The sequence below is a fragment of the Pseudomonas sp. S2_H10 genome (assembly GCF_054668285.1).
The window spans coordinates 265,103-276,142 of the sequence record NZ_CP162754.1; the positions used below are offsets into that span (position 1 = coordinate 265,103).

Sequence of the window (11,040 nt, forward strand, 5' to 3'; positions counted from 1 at the left end):
GCTGCTCGATCACCAGGACCGGTAAGGCAGGAACTTGCCATTGAGGGTCAGCAGGACGCGATCGCCCTTGGGGTCTTCAATTTTTTCGACATGCATGGAGAAGTCGATGGCGCTCATGATGCCGTCGCCAAATTTTTCCTGGATCACGTCCTTGAGCGTCGGGCCGTAGACACCCACCACCTCGTACAGGCGATAGATCAGCGGGTCCTGGGGCACGGTCTTTTCCCAACTCTTGACCGGGAACTCGGTCATGGCTATGGCCACGTCTTCACCCAACTCCAGCACCTCACAAATACGCGCGGCGACATCCGGCGAGGCGCTGTTCATGCCGTAGCACACCGAGGCCAGCCACACCGGCGCCTTTCTGACCAGTTCGCTCAAGTGGTCCCAGGTCATTTCCTTGCGAGCCTTGGCGGCCATGATGGTGTGATGCATTTCGACTTTGTTCATGTTGAAGATCTCTCTTGTGGGTTTTAGCGATACTGGAGAGATAGCGAGAGTCGTGCCAATTGCTAAATTATTCTTATCACGTTGATTTTTAGAGGTTTATTCTCAGAATAGTTTCAAAAGAAACTAACGAATTATCGTAAATAACGAAACTTGGTTAATTAATTTACGATTTTTCGTATATTCGACGTACCGTATCAGTTAGGGTCTCCCGGACCATGTCCACCGCCATCGACAAAATATCCGCTGCTTACGCTCCGCTCGCCATGCTGGTGGTGGACCCGGCATCGGACGCTCTGGTCCAGGTCAATGCCGCCGGCCTCGCTCTGCTTGGCTGCGAAGAGAATGCTACTTCCCTCACCCGCTTCAGCCATTTCTTCGGCAGCGCCATCGCACTGTGGGTCAGCTTCACCGACGAGGTGCTAACTCAGGGCGAAGCCTGGTCCGACGATCTCAGCCTGCTCGACCTGACCCGCAAACACCACGCCGTCGAAGTCAACGCCCGGGCACTGGAGGATGGCCAGCGCATCCTGCTGATGATCCAAGACCGCGATCAGCTGGAAACCCGCCGCAACCGTTCCGAAGCCCGCCGCCAACATCGCTTGGGCCACGTTGGCTGGGAGCGCATCACTCAAGTGTTCGAACGCATCGAGCGACAGAACCGCCTGATCCTCGGCGCCGTAGGTGAAGGCATCTACGGGCTGGACGCCGCTGGGCAAACCACCTTCATCAACCCGGCCGCCGAACGGATTCTCGGGTGGAGCGCAGGGGACATGGTCGGCCATGATGCCCACCAGTTGTTTCACCACAGCCACAGTGATGGCAGTCTGTTTGAAGTACAGCAGTGCTCCATTCACACCTCGTTCAGCGACGGCCAGGTGCGCCGTGTCGACAACGAGGTGTTCTGGCACAAGAACGGCGAAGCCATACCCGTGGAGTACACCAGCACACCGATTTTCGAGATGGGCCGTCTGGTGGGGGCGGTGGTGTTGTTCCGCGACATTCGTGAGCGGCAGCGGGCCGAACTGCGGTTGCGCGAAGCCTTGAATGAAGTGGAGCAACTCAAGCAACGTCTGGAGCTGGAAAACCAATACCTGCAGGAAGAGATCAAGGCGGAGCGCAATCACCACGAGATCGTTGGCGACAGCCCTGCGGTGCTGCACCTGATCCGCCAGATCGAACTGGTGGCGCCAACCGACGCCAACGTGCTGGTCACTGGCGAATCCGGGACCGGAAAGGAATTGATTGCTCGGGCGATCCACGCAAGCAGCCGGCGCAGCGACCGCCCGTTAATTCGCGTCAACTGCGCGGCGATTCCTCGGGACTTGTTCGAAAGCGAGTTTTTCGGTCACGTCAAAGGCGCCTTCACAGGGGCCACCAATGATCGGGTCGGACGCTTTGAACTGGCCGATGGCGGCACGCTGTTTCTCGATGAGGTGGGCGAAATCCCCTTGGAGCTGCAAAGCAAACTGCTAAGGGTGCTGCAGGACCAGCAGTTCGAACGGGTGGGCGATAACCTGACCCGAGCGGTGGATGTGAGGGTGATTGCCGCCACCAACCGCGACCTGCGGGAGATGGTCGCCGCTGGCGGATTTCGTGAAGATTTGTACTTCCGCTTGAACGTGTTTCCGGTGCGTTCGGTGCCCTTGCGCGAACGCCTGGGCGACATACCGCTGTTGGCTGGCCACTTTCTTGAGCGCGCCTGCCAAGCCTTCAACAAACCGGGAGTGCGTCTGCCGTTGACCCAGGTCGAGGTGCTCAAGCGTTATCCGTGGCCGGGCAATATTCGAGAGCTGGAAAACGTGATCGAGCGACAGATCATCGTCTCGCAGGATGGCCGCTTACGCTTCGATGAGCTATTGCCGGCCGCCGCTCGCGAGCAGATTGAGACACCCGTAGAACCGCTGGACGACAGCGAACCGCTGCGCGATGAGATTGTGCAACAGCAACTTCGCCTGAACACCGTGGCGATGCTCAAACGCACTGGAGGCAAAGTCTCCGGCGAAGGCGGAGCTGCGCAACTGCTGGGGCTCAAACCGACCACCCTGGCCTCACGCCTGCGCAAATGGAACATTGATCCGCGGAATTACAAACCCGGTCGCCGCGAGTGATAACGGGCTTCGTCTGGTTATCCGCAGCGTCTATGAGACCATCGCGAGCAGGCTCGCTCCCACAGGGGTGATGTGACGGGTACAGGATCAGGTATAACCTGGATCATGGGAGCGAGCCAGCTCGTGATGGACGCCAACGATGACGCAGGCTGCCAGAATGACCGAGTTACCGGAGGTCGGTGCGAACTGGCAATCAACCAACTTGCTCAATCATCGTCAGCGCCTGCTTGCTCCCATTGGGTCTGAGGCATGGCTCAAAACCTTTGCTCAATCACCTCGCCGCTGCCCGTTTTCCCTGAATCAAGCTCTCGGCCCGGTCAGAGCTGATCTGGTCCACGAGGTAACGCGCATCCTTGGCCACCCCGGAAAACCGCCCCGAGCCCCAGGTGTACAACCAAGGCAACCCAAGGAAGTACAACCCCGGCTGCGCGGTCACGCCGCGCTGATGGCCCGGATGGCCACGGCCATTGAAGACCGGTGCCTCGACCCAGGTGAAGTCCGGGCTGAAGCCGATGCACCAGATGATGCTGGTGATGCCAGCCGCCACAAGGTCCACTTCACTGCGTTCTTGCTCAGGCGTCCAGTTGGGAACATAGCGCTCACCGGCCGGCGCCTCGATGCCGTGCTGTTCGATGTAGTTGTCGATCGAGCCGTTGATGCGGTTGTACACCGCATCGGCGCTGTCGAGGCTCTCCGCTAGGTTAAGCGCGAACTGCATCCGCGTGCCCTGCAAGCCTTCTAGTCGACCGAGCAATTCCATGCCTTCCACGGCAAACTTGCGCAGGTCGATGTCGCGCCCGCCGTCACGCCCGGTGACGTAGTGGTTGGTGTTATCGCGAACGCCTTCGCGCAACGGATGGGTGTCAACCCCGATTTCGTAGTAGCCCATTTCCGCCAGCCAATCGACCACGTCCTTGCCCCGGTAGAAGCGTGCGCAACGCGGTGCATCACCGACCGCCAGAAAGACCTTGCGCCCGGCCAAGTGAAGGTCTTCGGCGATTTGCGCCCCCGATTGTCCAGATCCGACCACCAGCACATTCCCGGCAGGCAAGGCCGCGGGATTGCGGTACTGCTCCGAATGCAACTGATGAACGCCCGCAGGCAGACGCTCGGCCAGGCGCGGAATGATTGGCGTGTGATAACCACCCGAAGCAACAATCACCTGATCGGCCGAAAACTCGCCCTGGGAGGTATGCACCTCGAAACCACCGATGGCGCGCGGCACCACGCGCTGTACTGTCACGCCCTCGCGCACCGGCGCATTCACCGCTTTAACGAAGCCCGCCAGGTACGCGTTGATCTCGTCTTTTTTCATGAACCCGTGAGGATCGGCGCCCTTGAAATCATCGACGTAGGTGTAACCCGGTAAGGCGCACTGCCAGTTCGGCGTGACCAGGCTGAAGGCATCCCAGCGCTGGTTGCGCCATGTGTGGGTGACGCTGTGCTTTTCCAGCACCAGATGATCGACCCCTTCCTGTTGCAGGTAGTAGCTGGCAGACAATCCGGCCTGCCCGCCGCCGACGACGATCACGCTGTGGTGTTGAGTTTTGATGGAAGTGAGGTGGCTGGTCATAACGTTGCTCCGGTCATCGGTGACGATAAAAATTCAGAAAAATCAGAACGAGCTCCAGCCCGCACCGATCACTTGCCCCGCGCCCTCGGTGCGCATGCTGATCACGTTCACCCGCCCCTCGACGTCGGCCGGTTCAACCAGATAACTGGCCTGACCCTTCAGCGAACTCAAGGTGTCCATGGCCGAACTGCAATAGAACCCCTTGACCTCCTTGACCCGTTCCGAGGCGTTGTTCAGCGCGCTTTCGATGCGCTGCAAAAAGTCCGGCAGCGGGTAACTGGCGCCCTCTTCTAGGTATTGGAAAATCACCGTTGAAGGCGAGTAACCGGTGGCTTCGCGGCCATTGGGCCAGCGGATCTTGAAGTTGACGGCGGGCATGTCAGTGCTCCTGTTGCTTGAGGTTTAAAGGGGTCAGGTCCAGATGGGGATAGCTGAAACCGGTGAAGGCCTGCTCGCGCAGATTCCAGAACAGGCCGCGTTGTTCGCCGTGGCGGACGGTCATGACGCCGCTGGCATCGACCGCGCCAATGCGCTCACAGCGCAGCCCTTCGAAGGCGAAAGCGGTCTGGACCTGGTCCCAGTCACCTTCATCGAGGGTCATCAGAAAGCCGTAGCTGGGGAACACCTGCAGCCAGCGCACAAGGTCGGCATCCGGCGGGCACGGCAGCGCCGCCAGATCGACGCTCGCGCCGCAACCGGTGGTTTCCAGCAGCATCAACAGGCTGCCCAGAACCCCGGCGTTGCTGATGTCCTTAGCGGCGTGTAGCAATCGGGCATCGGCCAGGCGCGGCAGCACGTCGAGCTTGCTGCGCAGGCGTTCGGCGGGCACGCCTTCGAATGCCTTCCAATAGGTACTGTCAGCGTGCCAGGCACCTTCAAGGTCCACGGCCATGGAGATTACCTGCCCCGGAGCGACATGGAGGGTCGACAACAGGTGCTGCGCAGTGCCGGTAATCGCCACGGCCAGCGCCGTCGGGTTATCGCGGGTGAGGCTGGTATGGCCCCCGGCGAGCAACAGGCCGTAGGCCTCACATGCCGCACGGATACCCGCCAGAATCTGCTGCGCAGCCGTGTTGTCGTGATGCCAATAGGCGTTGACCACCGCCGTCGCGCGGCCGCCCATGGCGGTGATGTCGCTGACGTTGGCCATGACCGCCGACCATCCCGCAAACCACGGCGTCGCCTCGACGAAGGCCGGCAACATGCCTTCGATGGCAAGCAGTTGAAAGTGATTGCCACAGGCAATGGCCGCGGTGTCGTCGCCGGGCAAGGCGTACAGCTGTTCACGGGTCAGGGCTTGTTTAGTGCTGCCCATGACCGCCGCCGGCTGCTGGATCGCCTGTTTCGACAGCATCGCGGGGGTGCTGCGCAGGGTGTCGATCAAAATCGCGAGATCATTCATGGCGCGCCACCTTCAGCGCCCGCAACGACACCTGACGCGGCATCAACGGGTAGCTCGCCAGATCCGCCTGCATCAGGCAATGAGGCTGGCCGAGCAACTCCAGTTGTTCCAGGCTGTGCCAGCGCAAACCATGGAAATAGCCTTCGTTCTGCGCCTGAACCGTGGCGCGGAACACCTCGCAGCCCAGGTCCTTGGCCCGTGACACCGCTTCGTTGACCAACGCCTTGCCGATCATGCTGTGCCGCCGATACGCCGGCGCCACGCACAAGCGTCCGCCAAACCACAGACCCGGATCCGGCTGGTAGATGCGCACCGCGCCCACCACCTGATCGGCGATCCCGCAATTGCCGGCCAGGGCGACGATGGCAATTGCCTGGAAGTCATGGCTGTCCTTGTCCTGCACCAACAGTTGTTGCTCATCGGAAAACACCGAGCGGCGCAGGGCGAAATACGCCTGTTTCTCCCAGTGTTCACGGGCGGGCTTGACCAGCAACTCACCGGCGCGAAACGGCTCGAACGTGCTGTCGACCAAAGCAAAGACGGAATGGGCCATGGGAGTTCTCCGGCTTATTCGTAGTTTTTCAGGGCCGAGCACGCGCCACATTTGGCGCAGCCGGCGTTGATCTGATCGGAGTGCAGACCATGACGGCGCAGGCTCGCGCCGATCTGCGGATACAGGCGAGCCATCATGGCGCTGTCGGGTTTGGGGTGATGGGCCAACGGTGTGCCGTCGATGGGCACGAACGGCACCACGAACGGGTACACGCCAAGGGCGCACAAACGCTCGCTCATCTCGCTGATGGCCGCTTCGCTGTCACCCAGGCCGGCGAGGATGTAGGTGCTGACCTGGCCGCGACCGAACACGTCGACCGCTGCGCTGAAGGCTTCGAAGTAACGACTCAGCGGTACTTCGGCCTTGCCCGGCATGATCCGCTGGCGCACTTCGTCGGTGACCGCTTCCAGGTGCATGCCTAGGGATACCACGCCACTGTCGGCCAGGCGCTGGAACCAGCGATCATCGTCCGGCGGCTCGCACTGCGCCTGGATCGGCAGGTCGACTGCCGCTGTCACGGCTGCGGCGGATTCACACAGGATCGACGCACCGCGGTCCGGGGTTTGCGGCGTGCCGGTGGTCATCACCATGTGCTTGACGCCATCGAGCTCCACCGCGGCCTTCGCCACTTGCGCCAATTGCTGCGGACGCTTGCGAGCGATGGTCTTGCCCGCTGCCAGCGACTGGCCGATAGCGCAGAACTGGCAGGAGCTGCCGCGATCGTTGAAGCGAATGCAGTGCTGCAATACCGTGGTCGCCAACACGTCGCGGCTGTGCAGCGTGGCGATTTTCCAGTAGGGAATGCCGTCGGCGGTGCTCAAGCCGTAGAAGTTCGGCACTCCGGGCATCTGTACCTGACCGACCTGCAAGCCTTCACGGAAGATCAACGCCTGGCTGCCATCAGCACTGGGTTGCGCCTGGTAAGGCGAGGTCTGCGAGGCCTGGTTGAGGATCGGCACCATCATGGTCCGGCTGCCGAACGTCAGCGCCTTGTGGTCCGACGGCCCGGCGCCGCCCTGGCGGGACAGGCCGTTTTGCGCCGCTGGCCAGCGCACGCCGTGGCACTGCAACTCGGCCAGCAGTTCATTTGTTTGCATGATCGAGCTCCTCGGTAGCAGCCGTTGCCAAATGGGCAGCACGCTCATGCACATAGGCCGTGGGCGTGCGGTCGATCAGCAGGCTGAGCAGTTCCGGACGACTGTAGTGCCCGACCGAATCCATCATGCGTTTGCGCTTGTCGATCAGCGCCAGGTCGAGGTCGGCAATCACCACGCCTTCGTTGGCACGCAGCGGCTCGCCGAGCAACTTGCCCTCAGGTGAAACGATGGCAGTGAAGCAACCACCGGAGATCGGGCCCAGGCCACAACCGGTGTCCTGCATGATCTGGCCTTGCTGATCGGCATCCAGCCAAGCAGTGGCGTTGACTACGAAACAGCCGGACTCCAGGGCGTGATGGCGAATGGTGACTTCGATCTGTTCGGCGAAGATGTCGCCCACCAGGGAGCCGGGAAACATCGCCGCGTGGATCTGCTCGCCGTCGGCCATCAAGGCGTAGCGCGCCAGCGGGTTGTAATGCTCCCAGCACGCCAGCGAACCGATGCGCCCGATGGCGCTGTCGACGGCGCGCAGGCCGGAGCCGTCGCCCTGCCCCCAGACCATGCGCTCGTGGTAGGTCGGGGTGATCTTGCGGCGATGCTGGATCAGCGTGCCGTCGGCGTCGAACAGCAGCTGGGCGTTGTAGATCGTGCCGCCATCGCGCTCATTGACGCCGATGGACACCACCATCCCCGCCTGCTTGCACGCCTCGCCAATGGCCAGGGTGGCGGCGGACGGTACAGTGACCGATTGATCGAGCAGTTTCAGGTGCTGGGCACCCATGGTGAAGGCCGGCTGCACAAAGGAAAAATACGGGTAGTACGGCACCACCGTCTCCGGGAACACGGCGAACTGCACGCCTTGCTGGCCCAAAGCGATGATCTGTTGGCAGACCTTGTCCACGGTGCCTTCGCGGCTGTAAAGCACGGGGCTCAGTTGAACGGCTGCTGCGCGAATGATGGGCATGATGGGGGTCCTGAAGTGTTGTGTGTTCACAAGATCGATGTCGCTGTTGTGGCGAGCGAGCTCGCTCGCCACAGGGGTATTTCAGCGGCGCTGTCAGGCCGTCCAGGTATCAATGATCATTGCGCCCTCGCGGCGCATCAGCAGGCGCAGGTCCATCACGTCCAGCGGGTTGATCGGGCGGATGCCTTCGATCAGGGCTTTTTCGGTCTGGCCGTACAGGGCTTGCAGGGCAAAGCGGCAGGCGTACACCTCGCCGCCCTCCTCCATGAACTGCATCAATTGCTTGTTCACCGCCAGGTGCCCGGGAAACGCCTCGGCGCCCAAGGTCGGGAAGCCGCGTTGCACGCCCAGTTGCACGCCCGGCCCGTACAACAGGATTTTGGTTTCGAAGCCTTTGCGCAGCAGGCGCTTGGCCTGAAGCATGTTGACCAGGCCGATGGAGCCTTCGAAGGCGATGGTGTGGAAGGTGATCAATACTTTTTCGCCCGGTTCGGCTTTGATGTCCTCAAAGACTTTCTCTTCGTAATTGACCAGGAAGTCGCCGTCTTTGTAATGGGGGATGTCCACGGTTGGCATAGTGTCGCTCTCCAGTGTCTTCGTGCTTGAACGTCAGCCTGGGTTGGCTGCCGGGTTGCAGGAGATAGAGCGAACGCCGTGCCAGAAAATAAAACGTTTTTCTGCAGTGGGTTAAGCATCTGATTTGTATGAAGATACCAATCTGATCCGGTTTTTGTTCCGGCATCTGATGCTATCGCCGAACCACGCATTCCCGTAGAAATACGAATATTCGTAGCCACAGAACACGAGATTTCGTAGCCATGAACGAAGCAGACTCCCTCAGCGGTTGGGCCGACCTGGCCTATTCCTCGCGGCACATGGTGTTCGAGCATTGCGCCGAAGCCATCGCGTTGCTCAATCCCTACGCCGATCGGCTGGTGGACCTCAACATCGCCGCCTGCAAACTGCTCGGCTATCCCAGGCAGGAGCTTCTTGAACTGCCGGTGAGCAAACTCTTCGGTCATCAACTGGCAGACTTGATCGTCTTCACCCAGGCGGTGATGGACAAGGGACGCGGCTGGAGCGACGAGCTCAGTTGCAACTGCAAGAGCGGCGAACGCATCGAGCTGGAAATCTCCGCCACCACCTTGCAGGTCAAGGGCGAGCAGCAGCTGATTCTGGTAATGCGCGAACTCAGCCTGCAGAAGTACCAGCGCGACCAGGCGGACACCGAACGCACCATGCGCGGCGGGCTGATCGAGTGGCGCAATATCCTCAACCTGTTCCAGGAAAACGAGCGCGATAACCAGTTGCTGCTCAGCTCCGTGGGCGACGGCATCTACAGCATCGACAGCGAAGGCCTGGCCACCTTCGTCAATCCAGCCTGCGCGCGCATGCTGGGCTGGGAAACCCAGGACATGATCGGCAAGAACATCCACCGCATTCACCACCATACCCATGCCGATGGCAGCCATTACCCGGTGGAACAGTGCCCCATCTACAAAGCGGTGCACGACGGTGTGATCCACGAAGGTCGTCAGGAGATTTTCTGGCGCCGCGACGGCAGTTCGTTCCCGGTGGAATTCACCAGCACCCCGGTGATCTCCGATGGCCGTATCGTTGGAGCCGTGGTGGTGTTCCGTGACATCACCGAGCGGCGCAGCACGGAAAACCAGCTGCAAAGCGCCCTCGAAGAACTCAAGGTGCTCAAGGATCGGCTGGAAGAGCAAAACGCCTATCTGCAGGAAGAGATTCACATCGAGCACAACTACCGCGAGATCGTCGGCCAGAGCGAACCGATCAAGAAAATTATCCGGCAGATCGACGTGGTCGCGCCCACCGATGCCAGCGTGTTGATCAACGGTGAATCGGGCACAGGCAAGGAACTGATCGCCCGCGCGATTCACCAGGCCAGCCGCCGTAACGGCCACCCGCTGATCCGGGTCAACTGTGCGGCGATCCCCGCAGAACTGTTCGAGAGCGAATTCTTCGGCCACATCCGCGGCGCCTTTACCGGCGCCGTGCGCGATCGGGTCGGCCGCTTCGAGCTGGCGGATGGCGGCACGCTCTTTCTCGATGAAATCGGCGAAATCCCCCTTGAGCTGCAAAGCAAACTGCTGCGTGTGTTGCAGGAGGGGCAATTCGAACGGGTCGGCGAAGAGCGCACGCGCAAGGTCGATGTGCGGATCGTCGCCGCGACCAACCGCGACCTGCGCCAGGAAGTGGCGACCAAGCACTTTCGTGAAGACCTGTATTTCCGCCTCAACGTGTTCCCGATCCAGTCCCCGGCGTTGCGCGATCGCCTGATGGACATCGGCGCCCTGGCCGCGCACTTCCTCAAGCAGACTGGCAAACGCCTGAACATGCCCGGCCGGCGCCTGCGCAATAGCGATATCGAACGCCTGCAACGCTATTCGTGGCCGGGGAATATTCGCGAACTGCAAAACGTCATCGAGCGCGCGTTGATCACCTCGATTGGCGCCGACCTGAACCTGGACCTGCCGGACGAGCCCAAAACCAGCCTGCCTGCACCACAGCAACCCTCCTCCGAAGTTGCGATCATGACTGACGCGCAAATTCGCGAACTTGAACGCAGCAACATGCAGGCCGCATTGAAGGCGGCGGATGGCAAGTTGTTCGGCAAAGGCGGCGCAGCGCAATTGCTGGGACTGAAACCGACGACATTGGCGTCGCGGTTCAAACGGCTGGAGATCAAGCTCGAATAAAGCGTGGGCCCGGTCGCCACGCAACTTCGTAAAACCCGCTACGAAATGTCGTATTCCTACGGAGTTACGTAGCGGGCCGGCTCAGAACGGAACGTCCCACAAATCAAAAATACCGTTATTAATCATAACGATATGAAATCACCAACAAAGTGGTACGTCATTCGCAATTG

The 11,040-nt window shown here is 60.8% G+C and carries 10 protein-coding genes; 2 read left to right on the plus strand and 8 right to left on the minus strand.

Annotated elements, in window-relative coordinates:
- Positions 1-9: 9 nt before the first annotated feature.
- A complete protein-coding gene (gene cynS, locus AB4O16_RS01075; protein ID WP_085702083.1) occupies positions 10-450 on the minus strand; it encodes a cyanase in 441 nt (146 codons plus the stop codon).
- A gap of 215 nt (positions 451-665) precedes the next feature.
- Here cynS and AB4O16_RS01080 point away from each other — a divergent pair, with 215 nt between their 5' ends.
- Positions 666-2,558, plus strand: a complete 1,893-nt coding sequence (locus tag AB4O16_RS01080) for a sigma 54-interacting transcriptional regulator (protein ID WP_085702084.1) — start codon at positions 666-668, stop codon at positions 2,556-2,558.
- Positions 2,559-2,829: 271 nt separating this feature from the next.
- Here AB4O16_RS01080 and AB4O16_RS01085 read toward each other — a convergent pair whose 3' ends face one another.
- The 7 genes from AB4O16_RS01085 to AB4O16_RS01115 all read right to left on the minus strand — a co-directional run bounded on the left by AB4O16_RS01085 (position 2,830) and on the right by AB4O16_RS01115 (position 8,723).
- Positions 2,830-4,131, minus strand: a complete 1,302-nt coding sequence (locus AB4O16_RS01085) for an MSMEG_0569 family flavin-dependent oxidoreductase (RefSeq protein ID WP_085702085.1) — start codon at positions 4,129-4,131, stop codon at positions 2,830-2,832.
- Positions 4,132-4,173: 42 nt separating this feature from the next.
- Positions 4,174-4,509: an MSMEG_0570 family nitrogen starvation response protein gene (locus tag AB4O16_RS01090; protein WP_075944570.1), complete on the minus strand. Its 336-nt coding sequence runs from the start codon at positions 4,507-4,509 to the stop codon at positions 4,174-4,176.
- Between the two features lies 1 nt (position 4,510).
- On the minus strand, positions 4,511-5,533 hold the full coding sequence (locus AB4O16_RS01095) for a sll0787 family AIR synthase-like protein (RefSeq protein ID WP_085702086.1): 1,023 nt from the start codon (positions 5,531-5,533) through the stop codon (positions 4,511-4,513).
- Positions 5,526-6,086 (minus strand): MSMEG_0567/Sll0786 family nitrogen starvation N-acetyltransferase, encoded by a 561-nt coding sequence (locus AB4O16_RS01100; protein WP_085702087.1) that lies wholly within the window; start codon positions 6,084-6,086, stop codon positions 5,526-5,528. Before AB4O16_RS01100 ends, AB4O16_RS01095 begins: the two co-directional genes overlap by 8 nt.
- A 14-nt stretch (positions 6,087-6,100) precedes the next feature.
- Positions 6,101-7,183 (minus strand): MSMEG_0568 family radical SAM protein, encoded by a 1,083-nt coding sequence (locus tag AB4O16_RS01105; RefSeq protein WP_085702088.1) that lies wholly within the window; start codon positions 7,181-7,183, stop codon positions 6,101-6,103.
- On the minus strand, positions 7,170-8,147 hold the full coding sequence (locus AB4O16_RS01110; protein WP_075944566.1) for a Nit6803 family nitrilase: 978 nt from the start codon (positions 8,145-8,147) through the stop codon (positions 7,170-7,172). Before AB4O16_RS01110 ends, AB4O16_RS01105 begins: the two co-directional genes overlap by 14 nt.
- Before the next feature lie 93 nt (positions 8,148-8,240).
- Positions 8,241-8,723 (minus strand): MSMEG_0572/Sll0783 family nitrogen starvation response protein, encoded by a 483-nt coding sequence (locus AB4O16_RS01115; protein ID WP_075944565.1) that lies wholly within the window; start codon positions 8,721-8,723, stop codon positions 8,241-8,243.
- Positions 8,724-8,965: 242 nt separating this feature from the next.
- On the opposite strand from AB4O16_RS01115, the gene AB4O16_RS01120 reads away from it, so the two are divergent.
- Positions 8,966-10,870: a sigma 54-interacting transcriptional regulator gene (locus AB4O16_RS01120; RefSeq protein ID WP_075944564.1), complete on the plus strand. Its 1,905-nt coding sequence runs from the start codon at positions 8,966-8,968 to the stop codon at positions 10,868-10,870.
- The last annotated feature ends 170 nt before the right edge of the window (positions 10,871-11,040 follow it).

What these genes read in the sequence shown, in the direction of transcription:
- cynS (WP_085702083.1), bottom strand. Translation starts at nt 450, where the DNA reads ATGAACAAAGTCGAAATGCATCACACCATCATGGCCGCCAAGGCTCGC.
- AB4O16_RS01080 (WP_085702084.1), top strand. Translation starts at nt 666, where the DNA reads ATGTCCACCGCCATCGACAAAATATCCGCTGCTTACGCTCCGCTCGCC.
- AB4O16_RS01085 (WP_085702085.1), bottom strand. Translation starts at nt 4,131, where the DNA reads ATGACCAGCCACCTCACTTCCATCAAAACTCAACACCACAGCGTGATC.
- AB4O16_RS01090 (WP_075944570.1), bottom strand. Translation starts at nt 4,509, where the DNA reads ATGCCCGCCGTCAACTTCAAGATCCGCTGGCCCAATGGCCGCGAAGCC.
- AB4O16_RS01095 (WP_085702086.1), bottom strand. Translation starts at nt 5,533, where the DNA reads ATGAATGATCTCGCGATTTTGATCGACACCCTGCGCAGCACCCCCGCG.
- AB4O16_RS01100 (WP_085702087.1), bottom strand. Translation starts at nt 6,086, where the DNA reads ATGGCCCATTCCGTCTTTGCTTTGGTCGACAGCACGTTCGAGCCGTTT.
- AB4O16_RS01105 (WP_085702088.1), bottom strand. Translation starts at nt 7,183, where the DNA reads ATGCAAACAAATGAACTGCTGGCCGAGTTGCAGTGCCACGGCGTGCGC.
- AB4O16_RS01110 (WP_075944566.1), bottom strand. Translation starts at nt 8,147, where the DNA reads ATGCCCATCATTCGCGCAGCAGCCGTTCAACTGAGCCCCGTGCTTTAC.
- AB4O16_RS01115 (WP_075944565.1), bottom strand. Translation starts at nt 8,723, where the DNA reads ATGCCAACCGTGGACATCCCCCATTACAAAGACGGCGACTTCCTGGTC.
- AB4O16_RS01120 (WP_075944564.1), top strand. Translation starts at nt 8,966, where the DNA reads ATGAACGAAGCAGACTCCCTCAGCGGTTGGGCCGACCTGGCCTATTCC.